The sequence below is a fragment of the Caballeronia sp. INDeC2 genome (assembly GCF_023631325.1).
GTDB lineage: Bacteria > Pseudomonadota > Gammaproteobacteria > Burkholderiales > Burkholderiaceae > Caballeronia.
In genome coordinates this window covers 76,320-99,090 of sequence record NZ_JALQDG010000004.1, presented here as the reverse complement: position 1 = coordinate 99,090, position 22,771 = coordinate 76,320, and the positions used below count along the sequence as shown (strand labels likewise).

The following is a 22,771-nucleotide window of genomic DNA, read 5'->3' as shown; positions in this document are numbered from 1 at the left end:
TTCGGTGACATGGCGGACTCCCGCTGACGAACAGTCGCCAGCTTGCCACCGGTTAAAAACCCGACATCTGTAAATAGTGCGCGGAACTAAATTTGGGAAATTTCACATAGCGGAAAAGCCCGTTTCATAAGGGCTTCCGGCTGACGTGGAGGAGACGGAGCGATAACTTTCCCAGTTTTACTTCCAAATTTTTGGAACTAAAGTTGGGAAATTGCTGCGGATGGAACTAAAGTTGGGAAAAGTATGCGACAGCTTCTCGTTGATACGTACCGCCCGCCGGAGGGCCCATGTCAAAGAGTCGTACTCTTCCATCTCGCCAGCGCGCAAACGTCCTGAAGGCTTATCGCTCGCGCGGCCGGGCGAACCGGAACCTGTGGCTTGTCTACAGCCAAAAGACCAATCGCGATTGGGTTCTGAAAAGTGACCGACACCTTGTTCACTGGGTCCTGAATCTCGAGACCGACGCAGACATCCAGACTTTCGAACTTGAGCCGTCGGACCCCATTTCCTTAGCGACCGACGGTGCCAGCGGCAATATGGATGCTTTGGTTGTCCGCAGCGACGGGACGAGGGAGCACCACAAGCTGCTGTTAAGAACGCAGCAAGAACCAGCGCAAGAGCCGGCGGCCAGCCCTGAGCGTCTTTTGGGGAGCGAAGACGCTCTGCCCGTGCGCGTTTTCACGGAAGCAGACTTGCGAAGCCGCGGAGCCGAAGCCATGAGGTGGCTTAAGGTAGTTTGCTATTGCGCGGCCATATCGCACCGAGGTAACTGCTTCTGATGTTGCAGCAGTGATACGTGATGCGATTTGCAAGAAATGGACGCCGCGTCCCATGACAATCGAAGGCCTAGCGTATCCACCAAGCGGCGGATTTCCTAGCGGCGTGATTCCTGAGGCGAATGGAGCCATATGGAATGTAACCATGCTTGACGGTGCGCTGGCGCATCTGGCCAGCCTCATTCATGACAACCTCCGCAAAGCCACCGGGTTCACGATAAATTGGGGTGCTCCTGGACACTTTGAGCGGCGACCAAACGTTGAGATGCTCTTCAAGCGGATTAGTCAAAATCTCTTCCTTCGGCTTCCTTCAACGACCGGCTCAAGTCCAAAAAAGGGGCGCGCCGAGGATGCTGAGGAGGCGGCCAAAAAATACAGGATTCGTGCTGATGAGATAGACCAGATGGTCGAAGTAACGTTCGCAGCGTACAACGGTCTGCCTGGCGAAGGAAATTTCTACAACTCTCCGCTTGACACCCTCCGGTACTTCTTAAGCGGGCCTTCACCTCGTACCATGGTCCGGCGGCTTCCCTTCAAAGACACCTCTCGTGCGAGAGCTCTTCAAAGGCGAGTGCAATGCACGGTTCGAGGTGGTGTGACCAGTGGACGTCGACCATACATACAGTTTGAAAACGTGCGTTATACCAGTCCAATTTTGGCGCACAGTTCGCGACTGCTCAATACAGAGTTGATAGTTGAGGTCAATGACGAAGATTTGCGTACTGTGTCCACCTTTGAAGAGGATGCCAGTGCTATCGCACCATGCCGCGCGGCGACCTGATGCGTTAAATGGCTTCCGGCAGTTGAGATTTGCGACCGTCAAAGAACGTGCGCACGATTAGAGCGCCACTGTCTGCGGGCGCGGTTCGGAAGTAAATATGGGAAAACTATGCGGAGCGGACTGAATCCGGATGAAACTCGCCGAGAAGGTTGCCGTGTAGACACGTAAACAGCGTGTTTTTTTGGAACTAAAGTTGGGAAAAAGCTGCGCCGCATACTTTTCCCTGATTTCGTTTCGAAATCTTCTCATATTTAGTTCCGGGGACTTAAATAGCCAGAACACGACATTAGGATAAAGCCGCAACATGCCAAAACTTCGCTAATTTATCTTATGTTAAATCAACAACACGACTGGCTTAACTTCAAACGCGACCCATCTCCCCAGCCCGCCCCAACAAAAACTCCCGCTCCCGCCCATTTCTCGTAAGCGCCGCCGCACGCTCGAACTCCGCCCGCGCCTCATCCTTGCGTCCAAGCTTGGCCAGCAAATCCGCGCGCACGCTCGGCAACCAGTGATAGCTCTTCAACGCCGGCGCGCCCGAAAGCGCATCGACGATCGGCAGCGCCGCGTCCGGCCCGTACGCCATGCTCACCGCGACCGCGCGATTCAACTCGACCACCGGCGTCGGCGCGGTCTGCATCAGCGCATCGTAGAGCGCGACAATCATCGGCCAGTCGGTGTCGGCGGCGCTCGGCGCGCGCGCATGGCACGCCGCGAGCGCTGCTTGCAGCGCATAAACGCCGCGCGCACCGCCGAGCGCTTCCGAGCGTTCCAGCGCTGCAAGCCCGCGCCGGATCAACAGCGGATCCCAGCGGCTGCGGTCCTGATCCGGCAAAAGCACCGGCCGGCCTTCGCGATCGACACGCGCCTTCGTTCTCGACGCTTGAATCTCCATCAGCGCGACGAGCCCGTGGACCTCGCTCTCGTCCGGCGTCAATTCGGCGAGGATGCGCCCGAGCCTCAGCGCGTCTTCACACAGGCCCGGACGCATCCAGTCGTCGCCGGCGGTTGCCGAATAGCCTTCGTTGAAAATCAGATAGATGACTTCGAGCACCGAGCCGAGCCGCGCGACGCGCGCGTCGGCCTTGGGGACCTCGAACGGCACGCGGGCCGCCGATAACGTGCGCTTCGCCCGCACGATGCGCTGCGCGATCGTCGGCTCCGGCACGAGAAACGCGCGCGCGATCTCGTCGGTCGTAAGTCCGCCGATCAGGCGCAACGTCAGCGCAGCGCGCGCATCCACGGACAACACCGGATGACACGCCGTGAAAATGAGCCGCAGCAGATCGTCGCCGATGTCGTCTTCGCGCGCGGCATCGAGCGCATCGACGAAATCGGGCGTGATGTGCGCTTCCTGCGCGTCGAGATCGCGTCCGTACTCCTCGTGCTTGCGCGCGTGCAGCGCGTGCTGCCGCAGACGGTCGAGCGCCTTGTTCTTCGCTGTCGTCATGAGCCACGCTCCCGGCCTGTCGGGCACGCCCACGCCCGGTTGGCTCCAGTGCTCCAGCGCGGCGACGAACGCGTCCTGCGCCAGTTCCTCGGCGAGCGCGACATCGCGCACCACGCGCGCGACGCTCGCAATCACCTTCGCGGACTCGATGCGCCACACCGCGTCGATGGCGCGCCGGGCCGCATCGTCCGCGGCGCTCTGCTCGCTCGCCCGTCCGCTCACGCCGCTTCCGGATTCATGTGCACGAGTTCCCAGATATGTCCGTCCGGATCTTCGAAACCGTGGCCGTACATGAAGCCGTTATCCTGCGGCTTGCGCGGCGCGCGTCCGCCGGCGGCAACGGCCTTCGCGACCAGTTCGTCGACTTCCGCCCTGCTCTCGCACGACAAGCAAACGAGCGTCTCGGTGCTCGCGTGGGCATCGGCGATCGGCTTCTCCGTGAAGGTCTGGAAGAAGCGTTCGACGAGCAGCATCGCGTAGATGTTTTCGCCGATGACGAGGCACGCGGCGTCGTCGTTCGTGAACGCCGGGTCGAAGCTCAGGCCCAGTTCCTTGAAGAAGGTCATCGAGCGCTTGAGGTCGCGAACCGGAAGGTTCACGAAGATTTGCTTGTGCATGACGGAGGTCTCCGGATTGAATGGCTACGAGGCATCGCAGCCGTTATATGCACGACGATCAGCACGCGTGAAAATCGACACGAACGTCACGAATAGCAAGGGCCCACCTTGCGGACTTCGATCGTGCACCACTTCGCCGCCGGACATTGCGCCGCAAACGCCACCGCATCCTCATGCGTTTCGCAGTCGATCAGAAAAAAGCCGCCGATCATTTCCTTGGCTTCGGCGAACGGTCCGTCGATGACGCGGGCATCGCCATTGGCGCTGGTGACGCGCGACGCATCCTTCAGCGACGTCAGCGATTCCACCGCGCGCAGCACGCCGCGCGCCTTCAGCGTATCGACGAATTCGGCCATCTGGCGATACGCCTCGCGCCCCTCTTCCTGCGTGCGACGGCCGCGTTGTTCGACCGGTTCCACCACGAGTAGCAGATAAGCCACGACGAGCCTCCGAAAGGTTTGGATGGCGTCCAAGTTAAACCGTCGCGCGCGCGGCGGCAAGGCCTGCTTCCGGAACGCTTCTGTATCGCGCGTCTATCTCGATATTGACAAGCATCATCGCGCCACACGATACTGCGACACATGCACGCAGCCCTCATTCTCTCCATCGCCGCGATTAAAAACCGTATGAACGCCATCCGTGGCGGGTCATCGGGACAGCGTGTGCGCTAGCGAGACAGGCAAGCAGACAGATTCCGAAGGCCCCGCCGCAAGACGGGGCCTTCTTGTTTTTGCGTGCAAGGTTCCGTCTTCGGCTCACATCATGGAGAGCAGAGATGGAAGAGGTATCGCAAGTTTTCGCGGGTCATGGCGTCGGCCACGGCGTGGCATCGGGCCGCCTGAGCACGTCGGGCGCGCGCGTCGTGGTCTATTTCGAAGTGCATGCGCATCAGATGGTGTCGTGGCGGCTCACGCGCGATGCCGAGTTGCGCATCGGCGGCGCAGCGGCGAGTTCGCTCTGGCTCACGCGTCATCGCGATCCGTACGACTACTGGATGAAGCCCGGCGATGTCGTGCGCCTGTCGCGCGGCGAGCGTGTGTGGCTCACATCGGAGAGCGATCGGGCGATCGAGGCGTCGCTCACGTCGTATCGTGTCATGCAGCGCGGATTCGTGTCGCGCTGGCTCGCGAAGTTCTGGCCGCGCATCGCGGATCACCACGCGAACGCGCTCTGACGATGCGACCGCTCAAGGCTCGACGCAGCGGAAGTTCGCCGCGACATTGATGCTGCCCTTGCCGAGATAACGCGGATAGCCCGGATAACGGCAGATCGGCCGCGTGCGTCCGTTGGTGGCAGGCGCGATATCGCTGCCGACGAGCGTTTCCGGCGCGAGCCCGTTGCTCACCCATTCGTCGAGCGCGCCGAGTTCGTCCCACGCGGGAATGAACACGCCGTTGCCGTGCTGAAAACCCGGCACCATGTAGAGCCGCATGAACGAGTCGACGCTGTCCTTTCCGTATCGATCGATGAGCCCGCGATAGAACGCGATCGTCTGGTTCGGGCTGATGACTTCATCGGCGAGGCCGTGCATCGCGATCAGCTTGCCGCCGTGCGCGATGAACGCGGAGAAGTCCGGGTTCATCGCCCCGACGGTGTACGCGAGCGTCACGAGGCGCTGCCTGAAGCGGCCGGGATTGTCGAGGTCGAACGTGAGCGCGCTGAAGCCGAGATCGCGGGTGACGAAGTGACGGATATACGCGTCCCCTTGCGCGAAGAGATAGCCGTTCGCGGCGAACGTGGGCGGACTCAGAAGCGTCGGGGAGTCGCCGAGCCCGAGCGTCCCGGAAAAGTCGACGCCCTGAAACACGTTGTAGCCCGGATACGTATCGACGCCGTACGCGAGCGGATACGGCAGCGTGACGCCGTCGCGCAGCGTTTCCAGCGTATCGATCTGCGCATCGGAGAGACAACTGTCGCGCAAGGAAGGACGCTGGCCGTTCGCGCAGCGCAGCGACGCGATGATCTGCGGCTCCAGCTTCCTGCACGCCTCCACATTGCCGACGATGCCGTCCGCCGCGCCATCGAGCCGATCGCACTCATGCACGACGGTCTCGAACACGCGCCGCTGCTGCGCGACGCCGACGAAACCGCCCGGCTTCGCATACGACGCCTGGCCGACCTTCACGCCCATCAGCCGCACGCCGGAGAAGTTGATCGCGGGCGCGTTTGCGATCACGCCGTCGTAGTCGTTCGGAAAGCGCTCGATTACGGTGAAGCCTTCGCGCCCGCCCGTCGAGCCGCCCGCGAAGTAGGTCTTGTCGGGCGTGCGCCCGTAGCCCATCTGGATCAGCGCGAGCGCGACATCGCGCGTTTTCTTGAGATGCCCGAAGCCGAAATTGACAATGGCTTCGTCGTTGCCCGCGAAGTCCGCGCGGCCCGCATTGCCGACGTGCCCCGAATCCGAACCGAAGGTCGCGTAGCCGCGCGCGAGCGGCGTCGAGTCGGGCGCGAAAGGCATCGGTTCGGTGCCGGAGACGATCGTGCCGTTGTAGCCGCCGCCGCCCATCTGCAATGCGCGGCCGTTCCAGCGGCTCGGCAGATTGACTTCGAAGCGGATGTCGGGCGTCGAGTCCTGCAGCGCCTTGATGAAGCCGGTGATCCTGCAATACTCGCCGTTGCGGTTGCCGGGCGCGGCCGCCTTCACGACCCACGCGGAGACGATCGTCGCGCCGCGCGTCGGCAGTCCGATGATCGACGCGGGCACGCTCTTGCCTTCGAGATCGTCGCAATGCTTTGCCACGTACGAGGCCGCGTGGGCGTTCGAAAACGCCGCGAGCGCGATCACCGCGAGGAGCGCACGGATACGGGATACAGCGGAGGAAAGTGAGCGGAAGAGGCGAAACACGTCTTGGAAGTGGCTACTTCGATCGCCGCACAATATATAAGAACCGATTTACGATAGCCATTCGGATCTGCCGGTCGTTGCAGCGGCACAACCCGCGTCTCTACCCTCGCGTACGCCTGCTTTCGCTTTCATTCGCCGTCCCACTCGCCGCGCAAGTCGCTGTTTTCGAGAAGCTGTAGCAAGGTTTCGGCCGGACGGCTCAGATGTTTCGCTCCGAACGCGATGAACTCGACTTCGGGCAATTCGGGCAGTTCCGCGCGATTGACGGGCGCGGCCAATCCCCGGGCCGCGAGAAAATGCGAACGCACCGTCAAGCCGAGTCCGCCACGCGCCGCGGCGATGCAGCCTGCGTGGCTGCTGCTCGTGCAAACCATCTGCCAGCTCGCGCCGGTCATCGCGAGCGAATCGAGCACGACGCCGCGCGTGACGCTCGGTTCCGACACGAGGATGAGCGGAAGCGGCCCGCTCGTATCGACGATGGTGCCGGGCTTCGCGAGCCATTCGAGCCGCCCGGAAAAGAGCCGCATGCCGCGCGCATCGCCGATACGCCGCTTGCCGACCGCGAGATCGAGCTCGCCCGCGTCGACCATCTGATAGAGGCGCCCCGTCATGCCGATGGTGATTTCCAGTTCGACGTCCGGATGCGTGTCACGAAACGCCGCGAGCACGCTCGGCAACGGCCCGAGCGCGATATCGTCCGATGAGCCGAGCCGCACGCGTCCGCGCAGACGCGGCGAGCTGAATTGCGACTGCGCGTGCGCCATCGCTTCGAGGATGACGCGAGCGTGGACGAGCATCGCTTCGCCGTCGGCGGTGAGCGCGAGCGAGTGCGTGTCGCGCACGAGCAAGCGCCGCCCGACGCTCTCTTCCAGACGCCGGATATGCTCCGACACGCTGGATTGCCGGAGGCCGAGTTGCCGCCCAGCATCGGTGAAGCTGTGCGACGCGGCCACGGTCGCGAACGTGTTCAGCCAGACTGGATTGAGCATGCGTCATTGTTATCGGCAATGGCGATGACAGTCAATGCGGTTAGCGGGCTTCCCGATGACTCCGTAAGTCATTAAGATTTCATCTATCTCGCGATGGGCTTGTTTTCAAACGGCTTTCTTCGTCGCGCGACGACCCGCAACCCCGCTTCCCACATGACCAAAAGTACTTCGCACACGGCATTGCTCTGGATTGTCGCCGTGGGCTTCTTCATGCAGGCGCTCGACACGACTATCGTGAACACGGCGCTGCCTTCCATCGCGCGCAGCCTCCACGCCGCGCCGCTCGCGATGCAGTCGATCGTCGTCGCCTACACGCTCACGATGGCGCTCTTCACGCCCGCTTCCGGCTGGCTCGCCGACCGCTTCGGCACGCGCCGCGTCTATCTCGTCTCGATCTCACTCTTCGTCATCGGCTCGCTCGCTTGCGCGGGCGCGCATTCGCTGAACCAGCTCGTGCTCGCGCGCGTGCTGCAAGGCATCGGCGGTTCGATGCTGCTGCCGATCGGCCGTCTTGCCGTGCTGCGCGCCGTCTCCGGCGAAGCCTATGTCTCCGCGCTCGCGATGATCTCCGTCGCCGGCCAGGTCGGCCCGATTCTCGGCCCGACGCTCGGCGGCTGGTTCGTCGAGTCGTTTTCCTGGCACTGGATCTTCCTGATCAACGTGCCGATCGGCGCGGTGGGCCTCTACGCGGTGCAGCGCTTTCTGCCGAACGACACGCTGCACGATGCGCCGCCCTTCGACTTCGTCGGCTGCGGATTGCTGTCGATGTGCATGGTGTCGTTTTCGCTCGCGCTCGACAGTCCCGTGGAGACGCATCGCGGCGCGGTATCCGCCGCGCTTTTCGCGCTCGCGGCGGTGTCGGCGTTCGCGTATGTTCCCTACGCGCGGCACAAGCGCAACCCGCTCTTTCATCTCGCGCTCTTCCATGAGCCGAATTTCAGCGTCGGGCTGATCGGCAATCTGCTGTGCCGTATCGGTTCGAGCGCAGTGCCCTTCCTGCTGCCGCTTCTGATGCAGCTCGAGCTCGGCTACAGCCCGCTGCATTCGGGGTTGATGATGCTGCCGATAGCCATCGCCGGAACGCTGAGCAAGCGCTGGATCGCGCAACTCGTGAAGCGCTACGGCTACGACATGTTCCTCCTCGTGAACACGGCGCTCGTGGGCGCGTCGATCGTCGCGTTCGCGCTCTTCTCGCCGAAGTTGCCGCTCGTCGTCGAAATCGCGATTCTCGTCGTGTTCGGCGCGTGCAACTCGATGCAGTTCGCCGCGATGAACAGCGTCACGCTCAAAGGCCTCTCGATCAAGGATGCCGGCAGCGGCAACAGCCTCTTCTCGATGGTGCAGATGCTCGCGATCGGCCTGGGCGTGTCGATCGGCGGCTCGCTCGTGCAGTTGTTCCAGGGACCGTTCTCGACCGCGACCGGCTTCAGACTGAGCTTCGTCTGCATGGGCGTGGTGACGCTGCTGTCGGGCGTCGTGTTCCGCTATCTCGATTCCGCGCCGCAAGGCGTCGCACCCGCCCGCGCCGGCACGTCCTGACGCGTGCGGCTATCCTGACGGTCCCAACGAAACCGTTTTCTTCTGGAGCGCAACCGTGCAATACCGCAAATTCGGCAATACCGGTCTCACCGTTTCGCGTCTCACGCTCGGCACGATGACGTTCGGCCTGCAGACCGAGGAAGACGTGTCGCGCAGCATCATGGACCGCGCAGCCGACGCGGGCGTCAATTTCATCGACACGGCGAACGTCTACCCGCTCGGCAGCGGGCACGATCTCGCGGGCCGCACCGAGGAGATCGTCGGCCGCTGGCTCAAGGGCCGTCGCGACGACTACATTCTCGCGACCAAGGCCGTGCATGAAATGGGGCCGCTCGCGTGGCACAAGGGCGCATCGCGCAAGCATCTGCTCGATGCGATCGACGCCTCGCTGAAACGGCTCGACACGGATTACGTCGACCTCTACCAGCTCCATAACGACGATCACGACACGCCGCTCGACGAGATGCTCGAGGCGCTCGATACCATCGTGCGGCAAGGCAAGGCGCGCTATATCGGCGTATCGAATTTTCTGGCGTACCGGCTCGCGCGTGCGCTCGGCCGCTCGGACGTGCTGCGCGTCGCCCGCTTCGTTTCCGTTCAGCCGCGTTACAACCTGCTGTTTCGACAGATCGAGCGCGAATTGCTGCCGCTCGCGACCGAGGAAGGTCTCGCCGTGATTCCGTACAACCCGCTGGCGGGCGGCTTGCTGACGGGCAAACACCGCTTCGATGCCGGCCCGAGCGAAGGCCGCTTCACCGGCGCGGTCGGCAAGGCGGGCGCAATGTACACGCAGCGTTACTGGCACGAGCGCGAGTTTCATACGATCGAGCGGATCAACGAGATCGTCGCGCCCACGGGACGTTCGCTCGCGAGCACGGCGCTCGCGTGGGTGCTGGCGAATCCGGCGGTGACCTCGGCGATCATCGGTGCGAGCCGGCCCGATCAGTTGAACGAGACGCTCGCGGCCGTCGATCAGCCCATCGACCCGGAAATCAAGGCGAAGCTCGACGAGGCGACGGTGGAATATCGTTTCGGCGACGCGTTGCGCTGATCGTTGTTTCAGACACGGGCCGCGCGCGCGCGATAAAAGCCTTCGAGCGAGTAGATCGCGAGGGCGGCCCAGATCGCGCCGTAGCCGATCAACTGATCGTGCCCAAAAAATTCCTGATAGATCACGACGCCGATCAGCAATTGCAGCGTCGGCGTGATGTACTGGATGAGCCCGAGCATCGATAGCGGAATTCGCCGCGCGCCCGCCGCGAACAGCAAGAGCGGCACCGCGGTCACAGGCCCGGCCGCGGCGAGCAGCAATTTCACGTCGAACGACGCATGCGCGAAGCCGCTGCCGCCGTGCGAACTCAGAAAGAAGAGATAAAGCAGCGCGACAGGACACAGCAGCATCGTTTCGAGCGTGAGACCCTCGAGCGCGCCGAGCGACGCGGTCTTGCGCAGAAGCCCGTAGCCGCCGAACGTCAGCGCGAGCGCCAGGCTGATCCACGGCGGCGCGCCGTTCACCCACGTGAGCCACAGCACGCCGAGCGCTGCGATCGTCACCGCGATCCATTGCACCGGACGCAGCCGCTCGTGCAGGAACGCCATCCCAAAGAGCACGTTGACGAGCGGATTGATGAAGTAGCCGAGGCTCGCCTCGACGATGCGTCCGTCGTTCACCGCCCAGATATAGATGCCCCAGTTCGCCGACAGCAGCACGGCGCTCGCGGCGAAGCGCGCGAGCAGTCGCCTGTCGCGCAAGACGGGACCGAGCCACTTCCATTGACGGCGCACGGTCATGACGAGGAGCAGGAAGACCATCGACCATGCCATGCGATGCGCGAGCATCTCGACCGCGCCGATCGAATGCAAGGCTTTGAAGTAGATCGGGAAAAGGCCCCAGATGGCGAAGGCCGAGAATGCGTAGATGACGCCAGGATTCATTGTTCGATGCGTAGAGCGGAATGATCGCGCACGAACGATCGGGTCGTTCGCCCGCCTCTGCTTGCCGTTGGGGAGGAAAGCCATCCGCAAGGATTGGAAGCCGGATTTTAGTCGACTCGGGGCGCTTGGCTCCAGCGACAATCGAACGACGGCGGATTCATGTCGAACCCTTGGACGAATTCTTGCTCGAATCAGAGCGTGAAAGCCATTCGAAGGGCCGTGCTAGCATGGCCGGCCGCGACTGGTCTCCGCCCTCTCGCCTGCCCCTATTGGTCGCCAATGAATAATCACACCGTCCATCAGAGTTTCTTCCATATCTTGCTGTTCGCCGTGACGCTCGCGCTCGCGTGGGTGCTGCTGCCGTTTTTCGGTGCGATCTTCTGGGGCGCGATTCTCGCGATCCTGTTCCAGCCGATGCAGCGCTATCTCGCCGCGCGCTTCGGCAAGCGCCGCAATCTCGCCGCGTTGACGACGCTGGCCGCCGCGATCCTCATCGTCATCATTCCGCTGGCGCTCGTCGCGGTGACGCTCGTTCAGGAAGTCGCGCTCGTCTATGCGCGCATCAAGAGCGGCGAGCTGAATTTCGGCCTGTATTTCCAGCACGTCCTCCATGCGCTGCCCGCATCGGCGCAGCAATTGCTCGGGCGTTTCGGGCTCGACGACATCGCCGGCGTGCAGCGCAAGCTGATGGAAGGCGCGGCGCAGATCAGCCAGTTCGCCGCGACGCAGGCGCTCTCGATCGGGCAGAACACGTTCCAGTTCGTCGTGAGCTTCGGCGTGATGCTGTACCTCGTGTTCTTCCTGCTGCGCGACGGCGGCGAGATCGGCCGGCGCATCCGCCGTGCGATTCCGCTCGATCCGGAGCCCAAGCAGCATCTGATCGTGAAGTTCACGACGGTCGTGCGCGCGACGGTCAAGGGGAACATCGCGGTCGCGGCGGTTCAGGGATTTCTCGGCGGCGTGATCTTCTGGATCCTGGGCATCAACGGCTCGCTGTTATGGGGCGTGCTGATGGGCTTCCTTTCGCTGTTGCCCGCGGTCGGGGCGGCGATCATCTGGGTGCCCGCGGCGGTCTATTTCTTCATGACCGGGCAGATCATCAAAGGGCTGATTCTCGTCGTGTTCTGCGTCGTGGTGATCGGGCTCGTGGATAACGTGTTGCGTCCGATCCTCGTCGGCAAGGACACGAAGATGCCCGACTGGGTCGTGCTCATCTCGACGCTCGGCGGAATGGCGCTCTTCGGCATCAACGGCTTCGTGATCGGGCCGCTGGTGGCGGCGCTGTTCATGGCGAGTTGGGATCTCTTTTCGCAGGACGAGGCCAGCAAGCAGTAGCCGCAATAAAAAACCGGCGCTCTCGGGCGCCGGTTGTGCGGAGTTCAGCGCGTATGCGGCGCCACGTACCGGCACTCGAAGCGCTTCCTCACGGTGCCGTTTTCATCGACGCTTTCCAGATAGACGTCGAACTGCCACAAGCGCGCCATGTGCTTGAGGACTTCGTCGCTGTCGTTGGAGAGATGGCGATTGTCGGTCATGAAGTGACGCAGCGTCAGACTGCGATCGCCGCGCGTGTTCACCGAATACACCTGAATGTTCGGCTCGCGATGATGAATGTCGTACTGCCGCGACAGCGCCTGACGAACATAGCGATACCCGCTGCCGTCATGGATCGCCGACACTTCGAGCGCGTCGCGCATGTCGTCGTCGAGAATCGAGAACAGGCGCATCTCGCGAATCAGATGCGGCGACAGATATTGCGCAATGAAGCTTTCGTCCTTGAAGTTACGCATCGCGTAGTGCAAGGACTCCAGCCAGTCGCTGCCCGCGAGGTCCGGGAACCACTCGCGATCTTCGTCCGTCGGGTTTTCGCAGATGCGGCGGATATCGCTCATCATCGAAAAGCCGAGCGCGTACGGATTGATGCCGCTGTAATACGGCTTCGTCACCGGCGGCTGATACACGACGTTCGAATGCGAATGCAGAAACTCCATCATGAAGCTGTCTTCGAGACGGCCTTCGTTGTAGAGCGTGTTGAGCAGGGTGTAGTGCCAGAACGTCGCCCAGCCTTCGTTCATGACCTGCGTCTGCCGCTGTGGATAGAAATACTGGCCGATCTTGCGCACGATGCGGATGACTTCGCGCTCCCACGGCTCCAGCAAGGGCGCGTTTTTCTCCGCGAAGTACAGCAGATTTTCCTGCGGCTCCGGCGGATAGCGGCTTTCGATTTCCTCCGGCGAAGGCTCCTTGCCCTTCGGCAGCGTGCGCCACAATTCGTTGACCTGCGATTGCAGATACGCTTCGCGCTCGCGCCGCATCGCCGCTTCCTTCGCCAGCGACAGCTTTTGCGGCCGCTTGTAGCGATCGACGCCGTAGTTCATGAGCGCGTGGCACGAGTCGAGCAGTTCTTCGACGCGATCCAACCCATACCGCTCCTCGCATTCCGCGATGTAATTCTTCGCGTAGACGAGGTAATCGATGATCGCATGCGCGTCCGTCCAGAGCCTGAAAAGATAATTGCCCTTGAAAAACGAGTTGTGTCCGTAGGCCGCGTGCGCGATCACGAGTGCCTGCATCGTCATGGTGTTCTCTTCCATGAGATACGCGATGCAGGGATTGGAATTGATGACGATCTCGTACGCGAGGCCCATTTGCCCGCGCCGATAGCCTTTCTCGGTCGCGAGAAAATGCTTGCCGAACGACCAGTGCCGATAATTCACCGGCATGCCGACGGACGCATACGCGTCCATCATCTGCTCGGAGCTGATGATTTCGAGCTGAATGGGATAGGTGTCGAGACCGTAACCGTTCGCGACGCGCGAAATCTCGGCGTCGTACTCCTCGATCAGCTCGACGCTCCAGTCCGACGGGCACGGCAGCGGTCGCCGCTTCTCCGAAACATTCATTCTGCCTTCCTCGTGCGCCTCGTCCATCTCTGCGGACGCCTTGCGTTGCCCTGCTTCAGGTCCCAGCCTGGAAGACGCACGATCGTCCGTGCCTTCCAGCTGATACCCACGCGTCTCGTTGTGCCAAGGCCGTGTCGTCATGCGGCCGCCTGCTGCTTTTCGAACAGCTCGCGGAACACCGGATAGATGTCCGCCGCCGAATCGACTTTCTTCATGGCCAGTTCGGGCGCGCGCATCGCTAACTGAGCATACTCCAACCAGAGATTTTGCTCCTCCGGCGCAACTTGAATATAGGCAAAATACCGGACCTTCGGCAGGATGTCTTCCGAGAGCAGCCTGCGGCACTTCGGGGAATCGTCCGTCCAGTTGTCGCCGTCCGATGCCTGCGCGCCGTAAATGTTCCATTCAGTCGGCGAGTAACGCTCGTCCATGATCTTCTTCATGAGTTCGAGCGCGCTCGACACCACCGTGCCGCCGCTTTCGGTCGAATGGAAGAACGTGTCTTCGTCCACTTCCTCGGCGCGCGTATGGTGCCGGATGAACACGACTTCGATCTTCTCGTAGTTCCGTTGCAGGAACAGATACAGGAGGATGAAGAAGCGCTTGGACAAGTCCTTGCGTTGCTCGTCCATCGAACCGGAGACGTCCATCAGGCAGAACATCACCGCTTTGCTCGATGGCGTCGGCTGCTTCACGCGATTGATGTAGCGCAGATCGAACGGATCGATGAACGGAATGCGCGTGATCCGCCCCTGCATGACGACGATGTCCGCTTCGAGTCGGGCGATCTCTTCCGGGTCGGCGTTCTCCGCCTTCAGCTGCTCGAGCTGGCGCTCCATTTCGCGCAACTGCGACGCGAGCGGCCAGCCGAGCGCGATGCGCCGTCCGAGCGCGCTGCGCAGCGATCTGACCACGTCGATGTTGTTCGGCGTGCCTTCCGCCGCCCAGCCCGCGCGCACGTTCTTCCAGGTCGGCACGGCGAGCAGTTGCGTCTTGACGAGGCGCGGCAGCTCGAGATCGTCGAAGAAGTACTGCATGAATTCTTCGCGCGACAGCTCGAAGACGAAATCGTCCTGCCCTTCGCCCTCGTTGCTTGCGCTCTTGCCGCCGCCGCCCGCGCCGCCCGGCGGACGCGGAATCTTGTCGCCGCGAATGTAATCGGCGTTGCCCGGATGCACATACTCGCGCTTGCCGCCCGGTCCGTGACGGAACGAGGGCTCGGAGATGTCCTTCTTTGGAATGGTGATGCTCTGCGTGCTTTGAATGTCTTTGATGCTGCGATCGCGCACCGCGTCGGAAACCGCGCGGCGAATGTAACTCTTGACGCGTCGCAGGAAGCGTTCGCGGTTGGCGATGCTCTTGTTCTTGCCGGCTAACCTGCGGTCGATGATTTGGTGCAGCACATCCAGTCTCCCGCGTTATTGGCGAGCTTGTGAGACGCTGCGCGAAGCTTCGACTGATTGCAGCGTCTTTCGTCTCGCAAATTGTCCACTGTGCGGTCCGGACGCAATCCGCGCGCCCGGGCCGCAGGGGACATCCTGACTATCGCTTTGCGCGGGACCGGAGTAAGACGCGCTAGCGCCTACTCCCGTCGATTCCCCTGTTCCCATCCACTCTACATCACGACGACTTGCGCACGCGCAGATACCAGTCGCACAGGAGCCGGACCTGCTTCGGCGTATAACCCTTCGCGACCATGCGATTGACGAAGTCCTCATGCTTGCGTTGCTCTTCGGCCGATCCTTTCGCATTGAACGAAATCACCGGCAGAAGTTCTTCGGTATTGGAGAACATCTTCTTTTCGATCACCACGCGCAGCTTCTCATAGCTGATCCACGCGGGATTCTTGCCGCCGTTCGCCGCACGCGCGCGCAACACGAAATTCACGATCTCGTTGCGGAAATCCTTCGGGTTGCTGATGCCCGCGGGCTTCTCGATCTTCTCCAGCTCGGCATTGAGCGCCGCGCGGTCGAAGCTCTCGCCGGTATCGTGATCGCGGAACTCCTGATCCTGAATCCAGAAGTCTGCGTACGTCACATAGCGGTCGAAGATGTTTTGTCCATACTCCGAATACGACTCCAGATAAGCGGTCTGAATCTCCTTGCCGATGAACTCGGCATAACGCGAAGCCAGCACGTCCTTGATGAACGACAGATACTTCTGCTCCGTCTCCGGCGGGAACTGTTCGCGTTCGATCTGCTGCTCGAGCACGTACATCAGATGCACCGGGTTCGCGGCGACTTCGCTCGAATCGAAGTTGAAGACGCGCGACAGGATCTTGAACGCGAAGCGCGTGGACACGCCCGTCATGCCTTCGTCGACACCCGCGTAATCGCGATACTCCTGATACGACTTCGCCTTCGGGTCCGTGTCCTTCAGGTTCTCGCCGTCATAGACCTGCATCTTCGAAAAGAGGCTCGAATTTTCCGGTTCGTGCAGACGCGTGAGCACGGCCATTTGCGCCATCATCTTGAGCGTGCCCGGTGCGCAGACCGCCTCGGCGAGGGACGAGTTGCGCAGCAGCTTCTCGTAGATCTTGATCTCTTCGCCATAGCGCAGGCAGTACGGCACCTTTACGACGAAGATACGATCGAGCAGTGCTTCGTTGTTCTTGTTGTTGCGAAACGCCTTCCACTCCGACTCGTTCGAGTGCGCGAGGATGACGCCGTCGAAAGGAATGGCACCAAAGCCTTCTGTGCCCTTGAAGTTGCCTTCCTGGGTCGCGGTCAGCAGCGGGTGCAGCACCTTGATCGGCGCCTTGAACATTTCGACGAATTCCAGCAAGCCCTGATTGGCGAGGCACAGGCCGCCGGAATAGCTGTACGCGTCGGCGTCGTCCTGCGAATAGGTTTCGAGCTTGCGGATATCCACCTTGCCGACGAGCGACGAGATGTCCTGATTGTTCTCGTCGCCAGGCTCGGTCTTCGCAATGCCGATCTGACGAAGGATGGAAGGATAGCGGCGCACCACGCGGAACTTGCGGATGTCGCCGTTGTATTCGTGCAGGCGCTTCACGGCCCACGGCGAGAGAATGCTCTTCAAATAACGGCGCGGAATGCCGTATTGCTCTTCGAGCACCGGGCCGTCTTCGTCGTAATCGAAGAGGCCGAGCGGCGACTCGTTGACGGGCGAACCTTTGAGCGAATAGAACGGCACGCGCTCCATGAGCTGCTTCAGCCGTTCGGCGATCGACGACTTGCCGCCGCCCACCGGACCCAGCAGATACAGGATCTGCTTCTTCTCTTCGAGACCCTGTGCCGCGTGCCGGAAGTACGACACGACGTTCTCGATCACCTCCTCCATTCCGTAGAACTCGCGGAACGCCGGATACACCTTGATGACCTTGTTCGCAAACACACGCGATAAACGCGGGTCGAGGCGAGTGTCGACCATTTCCGGTTCCCCGATGGCCGTCAACATGCGTTCGCCCGCTGTTGCATATGTGGCAGGATCTTCTTTGCAGAGCGCGAGATACTCTTCGAGCGAGAATTCCTCCTCGCGGGTTTTTTCGAAGCGGGTCGCGAAACTGCTGTAGATATCCATGCTACCTCCTCGCCGAAGTCAGAAAGCTATGTCGTGCGCAACGCGCGTAATCGAAACGACATCGCTTGAAATCATCCTAAACCCTTTCGAATTTTTTTTCACGCACTTGCGTTGTTCATTTGCTTCGAAGAATTACTAGCTTGGTGAGTTATTTTCGTTCACCTACAATCCTCATCCCAATGTCGTTATCCTGTTGCTCCACATTGTCTTTGCCTGTTCGCTTCCCCGCGCTCTTCGCTACTTGAGCACAGCTTCTGTCCGCCAATGCGAGGCGCGCCTCACACGCGCGTAGCCCATATCGATTCATGATGAATACGTGCGCTCGCGCTCATGGGATGCAATGCATCGACAGCATCGATGCGATGTGCGGCATCATCCATAACCGTTCCCGATGTATGGTGTTGCCGCATCATGCGAGCACCAGTTCCAGTTCGCCGATGCGATCGATCGAGCCATGCAGCATCCCCGGTCCGTCGACGCGATACGCACCCGTATAAGAGCCCGTCGTGATGGTCCAGAACGGTTCGACGGTCAAACCCATACGGCAACAATGGTTGACGAGCCAGGGCAGCAATTCGCGGGGATCGCCCGCCGGATTGCCGAGCGCTTCCGGTGCGATCGAGACGCCGTCCAGCGTCAATTCCAGACGCGGCGTGAGAAAGTCGAAGCCCGGCGCGACGACGTCGTAAGGTTCCATGCCCGACACCACGAGCGCGCCGTTGTTCTGCGAATCGGCGAGCTGCGCGAGCGGGTCGAGATTGGGCCATTGCGCGAAGCGGCTATCGACGACTTCGAGCGCGACCGCAATACCGCCGATCGCATCGAATACTTCTTCGCGCGTGTAAGGGTCATGTCGCGCGGGCAGCGCATAGGCGAAGCGGAACGCGACTTCGAGTTCCACCAGCACACGGAAAAACGATTGAAAAGGTACGCGCGCGGGGGAGACGTGCACGAGCGCCGCGTCGATGGGCGCGCCCGTGGCGAGCGCATCGGGGGCGCGCGCGCCGATCTTCCACGCGCCGATGCGCGCATCCGACTCTCTCAGCATCTCGTGCTGGATCGCGTAGGCGGTGGGCGCGTCGGCCGGAATGTCGGCGGGCTCCAGCGTTTCGATGAGCTGATGCCGGCGGCGGGCCTCCGCGAGCTTCGCGGCGAGTGTCGATCCGGTCATGTCGATATCCTCGTGTGAGCGGTGACGCACACCGCCAGTGTACGGGTTACCGGATCGGCGTTGGTCGCGCGCGTGTGCATTCGCGCGCATTCACGTCTTGTTCGCGGCTACGCGCCGCATGCCGTGCTCAGAACGTTTCCCAGTCGCCGCCTGCATCCGCGGTCGCCGCTGCCCGGGGTGCGGGCGCGGCGCGCTTCACAGGGGCCGTCGCCGTTACGAGCGGCTTCGGCGCGGGCGTACGTGTGTGCGCCGTCATCGTTGCACGCGATGCAACTTTCACCGTCGGCGTCGATGCCGTCGTCAGCGTGGCAAGCGGCGCGCCATCCGCCACCCGAAACACCGCCACCGCCTGCCGCAGACGCGCGGCCTGATCCTCGAGGGACTGCGCGGCCGCCGCCGCTTCCTCGACGAGCGCCGCGTTCTGCTGCGTCACTTCGTCCATTTGCGTGACGGCGCGCGACACTTGCTCGATGCCGCTCGACTGCTCTTCCGACGCCGCCGCGATCTCGCCCATGATGTCGGTCACGCGCTGTACCGCGCCGATGATCTCGCTCATCGTGCGGCCGGCTTCGTCGACGAGCGTCGTGCCCGTGCGCACGCGCGCCACCGACGTGTCGATCAGTTCCTTGATTTCCTTCGCCGCCGCCGACGAGCGCTGCGCCAGGCTGCGCACCTCGCCCGCGACGACCGCGAAGCCGCGCCCTTCCTCGCCCGCGCGCGCCGCTTCGACGGCTGCGTTGAGCGCGAGAATGTTGGTCTGGAACGCGATGCCCTCGATGATCGTGATGATGTCCGCGATCTTCGACGAACTGCCGTTGATCTCACGCATCGTGTCGACGACCTGCGTCACGACCGCGCTGCCCTTGCCCGCGATTTCCGACGCATTCGCCGCGAGCGCGCTTGCCTGCCGCGCGTTGTCGGCGTTCTGGCGTACGGTGCCGGTCAGCTCTTCCATGCTCGACGCCGTTTCCTGCAGCGCCGACGCCTGTTCCTCGGTGCGCGACGACAGATCGGTGTTCCCGGCGGCGATCTGCTGCGTGGCCGACGCGATCGACTCGCTGCCCGAGCGCACCGTGCGCACCGTCGTGAGCAGGCTCGTGCGCATTTTCGCGAGACCTTCGAGCAACAGCCCCATTTCGTCGTGCGACGTGACGGTGACTTCGCGGCGCAGATCGCCCGCGGCGATCGCCTCGAAATGCCCGAGCGCGGCTTCGAGCGGACGGGCGATCGCGCGTCGCAACGACACCCACGCGAACGCGGCCGCCGCGATGCCCAGCGCGATCGCGCCAAGGCTCAACGCGCGGAACCAGAGGAACCGGCTTTGCGTTTCCTCGTAGCTCTGCTTCGATGCTTCGGTCAGATACTTGCGCAGCGCGTCGTTCGCGTTGGCGAGCTCGTTGTACGTGGCCTGCATCGCCTTGGCGTTCGCGATGATGCCGTCGTGATCGTTCTCCATTACCGCGGCGACGCCTTTGTCGACAATGGCTTGCAGCGCGAGGCGCTTGTCCTGCGCGGCGTCGGCGAGACGCTTCTCGGCCGGCGTTTGCGGCAAGGACGTGTATTCCTTCCAGTAGCCGTCCGCTCGTTCGCGCATCATGCGCGCGCGCTCGACGGTGGACGCCACTTCCGGCGTGCCGGCGAGCAGCGCCGCGCGATCAAACACGAGCCGCTCGCGCGCGGCGTACATTTCGGCGTTGCCGACCGCGATCGCCGCCGGCATCTGCACCGAGTAGGTCTCCTGAAACGCGCCGTTCGAATGGCTCATGCCGGTGAGTCCCAGCGCGCCGATCGCGATGAGCAGCGCACCCAGAAACGCCATCGAGATGCCGAGGCGCGCCTTGATCGTCAAAGCCTTTTTCATTGAATTTTCCCTGATGCCGCTTGCAAGCGGTGTCGACGTTGCGTGACTGCGGGCGCGCGCGACATCGCGCGACCGCTACCGATGTAAACGGCGCGAAAGCGCGACCACTTGAGCGAATTATTTCGTATGAAGAGAAAACGGCGCGTTAGACGCGCCGTTTTTCAACGAACATTGAAAAGTTATGCGGAAATTTCGCTGCGGTGCGGAATCGACGGCTGCGCGCCTTCGCGCGTCACCGCTATCGCCGCCGCGCGCTGGCCGAACGCGATCGCGTCCATCGGCGCGGCGCCCCGTGCGAGTTCGGCCGCGAAACCGCCGATGAACGTGTCGCCGGCGGCGGTCGTGTCGATCGCTTCGACTTTCGGCGACGGCAGATGCACGCCTTCGCCGTCCGCGCCATCGAGCAGCGCTAGCACGCCTTGCGCGCCGAGCGTCACGATCACATTGCGCGCGCCCTTCGCCTTAAGCGCTTGCGCGGCGCGGCGCGCGTCGTCGGGCGTCTCGATCGCCACGCCCGAGAGCGTCGCGGCTTCCAGTTCGTTCGGAATCAGATAGTCGACGAGCGGAAACCAGTCCGGCGGCAACTTGCGCGCGGCCGGCGCGGGATTGAGGATCGTGGTGCGTCCGAGACGCCGGCCCGTGGCGAGCGCGGCGCGCACGGTTTCGGGCGGCGTTTCGAGCTGGCACACGATGACATCGGCTTGCGCGATCAGCGCTTCCTGCGCTTCGATGCGCGCGGGCGTCACTTCGGCGTTGCTGCCCGCGACGATGACGATCGCGTTCTGGCTCGCGTCGTCCACGACGATGAGCGCGACGCCCGTCGGCGCGGCCGCACTGGTCGCGAGCGCCGCGCAGTCGATGCCTTCCGCCTCCAGACTGCCTTTGAGCGTCGCGCCGTTCGAATCGTCGCCGACGCAGCCGATCATCGCGACCTGTGCACCCAGGCGGGCCGCGGCGACCGCCTGATTGCCGCCCTTGCCGCCCGGCACCTGCGCGAACGCGTGTCCCGCGAGCGTTTCGCCCGGCCTCGGCAGACGCGGCGCGCGCGCGACCAGATCCATGTTGAGGCTGCCGACCACGGTCACGCGGCCCGTCTTGCTTGCATCGCCCGAATTGGCGCTGTCTCCCATCTTGCTTCCTTTTGAACTACTTCATTGCGCTTTCGCGCGCGACGCGGGCACGACCGCGGTCGATTCGCGGCGCACGAGGCGCGGCGGCACCACTCGCCGGCGCGTCGTGCCGGTCAGCTTGCCCGTGATGCGGTCGATCAGCGTCTGCGCGGCCATTTCGCCGAGCGCGCGCACCGATTGTCCCACCGTCGACAAAGCCGGATAGGTGTAACGCGACAGCTCGACGTCGTCGAAACCGATGATCGAGCAATCCGCCGGCACGTTGATGTGGCGCTCGGCCGCCGCACGCAGCGCGCCGATACCCATCATGTCGTTGCACGCGAAGATCGCGGTCGGCTTCATGTTGTCGAGCAATTGCGACGCCGCGGCGTAACCGCCCGTCGCGGAAAAGTCGCTCTGCACGATCGCGTTCGGCTCGATTTCGATGCCGCGTTCGGCCATCGCGCGGATGAAACCGTGCAGGCGCATTGCGGAGACGGCCGTCGCGACCGGCCCCGTGATGCAGCCGATCTTCGAATGCCCGAGTTGCAGCAGATGCCGCGTCGCGAGATACGCGCCCTTTTCGTGGTCGATCTGCACGAGGTCGGATTGCAGCCCCTCGATATTGCGATCGACGATCACGAGCGGCTCACGCGCGCCCGCGAGGCACTGGGCGAGCACCGAGTCCTCGCCGGCCGACGCGATCACCAGCCCGTCGATGCGCTTTTCCTGCAGCACGCGCAGATAGTTGCGCTGCTTGGCGGGATCGTCGTCGGAGTTGCAGAAGAACACGCAATAGCCATTCTTCGCGCAGCCGTCTTCGACGCCGCGCGCCAGTTCGGCGAAATACGGATTCGTCGCATTCGGCACGAGCAGGCCGATGGTCGCCGTCGAGCGCGCCTTCAGCGAGCGCGCGACCGCAGACGGCACGTAGTCGAGCTCGAGAATCGCCCGCTCGACCTTCGCCCGCACGTCGGCCGACACCGGCCGCGAATTGTTCACTACGTGGGATACCGTCGTAAACGACACCCCGGCAATGGCTGCCACGTCTTTGATCGTCGCCATACATCGTCCTTCGCTTTTCTTTGGTCCAACTGCTCTTATTGGTCGTAAGGCGTGCGGCGCGCACTTCTTTCACGCGCGCCATGCTTCTTTCCCCGCGCCCTGCTTGCCGCGCTTGCTCAATTTACCGTCGCCGGCCGCTTTTCCGCCCCGTTGCGGCACGCGCCCGTCGCCGTCCCTCGATCAGACA

The 22,771-nt window shown here is 62.7% G+C and carries 18 protein-coding genes; 5 read left to right on the top strand and 13 right to left on the bottom strand.

Annotated elements, in window-relative coordinates:
- Positions 1-831: 831 nt before the first annotated feature.
- Positions 832-1,557 (top strand): hypothetical protein, encoded by a 726-nt coding sequence (locus NCS28_RS07070; RefSeq protein ID WP_250513145.1) that lies wholly within the window; start codon positions 832-834, stop codon positions 1,555-1,557.
- Positions 1,558-1,918: 361 nt separating this feature from the next.
- On the opposite strand, the gene NCS28_RS07065 is transcribed toward NCS28_RS07070, so the two are convergent.
- The 3 genes from NCS28_RS07065 to NCS28_RS07055 form a co-directional block, all read right to left on the bottom strand.
- Positions 1,919-3,229 (bottom strand): RNA polymerase sigma factor, encoded by a 1,311-nt coding sequence (locus NCS28_RS07065; RefSeq protein WP_250513144.1) that lies wholly within the window; start codon positions 3,227-3,229, stop codon positions 1,919-1,921.
- Entirely contained in the window at positions 3,226-3,624 is a 399-nt protein-coding gene (locus tag NCS28_RS07060) for a VOC family protein (RefSeq protein ID WP_250513143.1), read from the bottom strand. Before NCS28_RS07060 ends, NCS28_RS07065 begins: the two co-directional genes overlap by 4 nt.
- A gap of 86 nt (positions 3,625-3,710) precedes the next feature.
- Entirely contained in the window at positions 3,711-4,064 is a 354-nt protein-coding gene (locus NCS28_RS07055; RefSeq protein ID WP_250513142.1) for a YciI family protein, read from the bottom strand.
- Positions 4,065-4,399: 335 nt separating this feature from the next.
- Between NCS28_RS07055 and NCS28_RS07050 the strand changes: the two genes are divergently transcribed.
- Positions 4,400-4,798 (top strand): DUF2917 domain-containing protein, encoded by a 399-nt coding sequence (locus tag NCS28_RS07050; protein WP_250513141.1) that lies wholly within the window; start codon positions 4,400-4,402, stop codon positions 4,796-4,798.
- Between the two features lie 12 nt (positions 4,799-4,810).
- On the opposite strand, the gene NCS28_RS07045 is transcribed toward NCS28_RS07050, so the two are convergent.
- Both NCS28_RS07045 and NCS28_RS07040 read right to left on the bottom strand, forming a co-directional pair.
- On the bottom strand, positions 4,811-6,469 hold the full coding sequence (locus NCS28_RS07045) for a tannase/feruloyl esterase family alpha/beta hydrolase (RefSeq protein ID WP_502801160.1): 1,659 nt from the start codon (positions 6,467-6,469) through the stop codon (positions 4,811-4,813).
- A 128-nt stretch (positions 6,470-6,597) separates the two neighbouring features.
- Positions 6,598-7,458 (bottom strand): LysR family transcriptional regulator, encoded by an 861-nt coding sequence (locus NCS28_RS07040; protein ID WP_250513139.1) that lies wholly within the window; start codon positions 7,456-7,458, stop codon positions 6,598-6,600.
- Between the two features lie 153 nt (positions 7,459-7,611).
- Here NCS28_RS07040 and NCS28_RS07035 point away from each other — a divergent pair, with 153 nt between their 5' ends.
- Together NCS28_RS07035 and NCS28_RS07030 are read left to right on the top strand one after the other, a co-directional pair.
- Positions 7,612-8,997 carry a DHA2 family efflux MFS transporter permease subunit gene (locus NCS28_RS07035; RefSeq protein WP_250513138.1) on the top strand — a complete coding sequence of 462 codons (1,386 nt, stop codon included), beginning with the start codon at positions 7,612-7,614 and terminating at the stop codon, positions 8,995-8,997.
- A gap of 55 nt (positions 8,998-9,052) precedes the next feature.
- On the top strand, positions 9,053-10,048 hold the full coding sequence (locus tag NCS28_RS07030) for an aldo/keto reductase (RefSeq protein WP_250513137.1): 996 nt from the start codon (positions 9,053-9,055) through the stop codon (positions 10,046-10,048).
- 8 nt (positions 10,049-10,056) lie between these two features.
- Here the strand turns inward: NCS28_RS07030 and rarD are convergent, their stop codons facing one another.
- Complete coding sequence (gene rarD / locus NCS28_RS07025; RefSeq protein ID WP_250513136.1) at positions 10,057-10,932, bottom strand: EamA family transporter RarD; 876 nt, start codon at positions 10,930-10,932, stop codon at positions 10,057-10,059.
- A 279-nt stretch (positions 10,933-11,211) separates the two neighbouring features.
- Between rarD and NCS28_RS07020 the strand changes: the two genes are divergently transcribed.
- Complete coding sequence (locus NCS28_RS07020; protein WP_250513135.1) at positions 11,212-12,267, top strand: AI-2E family transporter; 1,056 nt, start codon at positions 11,212-11,214, stop codon at positions 12,265-12,267.
- 44 nt (positions 12,268-12,311) lie between these two features.
- Here NCS28_RS07020 and NCS28_RS07015 read toward each other — a convergent pair whose 3' ends face one another.
- The 7 genes from NCS28_RS07015 to NCS28_RS06985 form a co-directional block, all read right to left on the bottom strand.
- The gene (locus tag NCS28_RS07015; protein ID WP_502801161.1) at positions 12,312-13,862 is read right to left on the bottom strand and encodes a SpoVR family protein; all 1,551 of its coding nucleotides are present in this window, start codon (positions 13,860-13,862) and stop codon (positions 12,312-12,314) included.
- Positions 13,863-13,972: 110 nt separating this feature from the next.
- Positions 13,973-15,238, bottom strand: coding sequence for a YeaH/YhbH family protein (locus NCS28_RS07010; protein WP_250513133.1), 1,266 nt, complete (start codon positions 15,236-15,238; stop codon positions 13,973-13,975).
- A gap of 217 nt (positions 15,239-15,455) precedes the next feature.
- Complete coding sequence (locus NCS28_RS07005; protein WP_008349646.1) at positions 15,456-17,378, bottom strand: PrkA family serine protein kinase; 1,923 nt, start codon at positions 17,376-17,378, stop codon at positions 15,456-15,458.
- Between the two features lie 409 nt (positions 17,379-17,787).
- Positions 17,788-18,549 carry a hydratase gene (locus NCS28_RS07000; RefSeq protein ID WP_250513132.1) on the bottom strand — a complete coding sequence of 254 codons (762 nt, stop codon included), beginning with the start codon at positions 18,547-18,549 and terminating at the stop codon, positions 17,788-17,790.
- Between the two features lie 127 nt (positions 18,550-18,676).
- Positions 18,677-20,410 (bottom strand): methyl-accepting chemotaxis protein, encoded by a 1,734-nt coding sequence (locus NCS28_RS06995; protein ID WP_250513131.1) that lies wholly within the window; start codon positions 20,408-20,410, stop codon positions 18,677-18,679.
- 179 nt (positions 20,411-20,589) lie between these two features.
- Positions 20,590-21,540 carry a ribokinase gene (rbsK, locus tag NCS28_RS06990; RefSeq protein ID WP_250513130.1) on the bottom strand — a complete coding sequence of 317 codons (951 nt, stop codon included), beginning with the start codon at positions 21,538-21,540 and terminating at the stop codon, positions 20,590-20,592.
- A gap of 21 nt (positions 21,541-21,561) precedes the next feature.
- Positions 21,562-22,584, bottom strand: coding sequence for a LacI family DNA-binding transcriptional regulator (locus NCS28_RS06985; protein WP_250513129.1), 1,023 nt, complete (start codon positions 22,582-22,584; stop codon positions 21,562-21,564).
- Positions 22,585-22,771: the final 187 nt, after the last annotated feature.

Bases quoted from the DNA above. Each gene is read 5' to 3' on its own strand.
- NCS28_RS07070 (WP_250513145.1), top strand. From the start codon at position 832: ATGACAATCGAAGGCCTAGCGTATCCACCAAGCGGCGGATTTCCTAGC.
- NCS28_RS07060 (WP_250513143.1), bottom strand. From the start codon at position 3,624: ATGCACAAGCAAATCTTCGTGAACCTTCCGGTTCGCGACCTCAAGCGC.
- NCS28_RS07050 (WP_250513141.1), top strand. From the start codon at position 4,400: ATGGAAGAGGTATCGCAAGTTTTCGCGGGTCATGGCGTCGGCCACGGC.
- NCS28_RS07040 (WP_250513139.1), bottom strand. From the start codon at position 7,458: ATGCTCAATCCAGTCTGGCTGAACACGTTCGCGACCGTGGCCGCGTCG.
- NCS28_RS07035 (WP_250513138.1), top strand. From the start codon at position 7,612: ATGACCAAAAGTACTTCGCACACGGCATTGCTCTGGATTGTCGCCGTG.
- rarD (WP_250513136.1), bottom strand. From the start codon at position 10,932: ATGAATCCTGGCGTCATCTACGCATTCTCGGCCTTCGCCATCTGGGGC.
- NCS28_RS07020 (WP_250513135.1), top strand. From the start codon at position 11,212: ATGAATAATCACACCGTCCATCAGAGTTTCTTCCATATCTTGCTGTTC.
- NCS28_RS07015 (WP_502801161.1), bottom strand. From the start codon at position 13,862: ATGGACGAGGCGCACGAGGAAGGCAGAATGAATGTTTCGGAGAAGCGG.
- NCS28_RS07005 (WP_008349646.1), bottom strand. From the start codon at position 17,378: ATGGATATCTACAGCAGTTTCGCGACCCGCTTCGAAAAAACCCGCGAG.
- NCS28_RS07000 (WP_250513132.1), bottom strand. From the start codon at position 18,549: ATGACCGGATCGACACTCGCCGCGAAGCTCGCGGAGGCCCGCCGCCGG.
- NCS28_RS06995 (WP_250513131.1), bottom strand. From the start codon at position 20,410: ATGAAAAAGGCTTTGACGATCAAGGCGCGCCTCGGCATCTCGATGGCG.
- rbsK (WP_250513130.1), bottom strand. From the start codon at position 21,540: ATGGGAGACAGCGCCAATTCGGGCGATGCAAGCAAGACGGGCCGCGTG.
- NCS28_RS06985 (WP_250513129.1), bottom strand. From the start codon at position 22,584: ATGGCGACGATCAAAGACGTGGCAGCCATTGCCGGGGTGTCGTTTACG.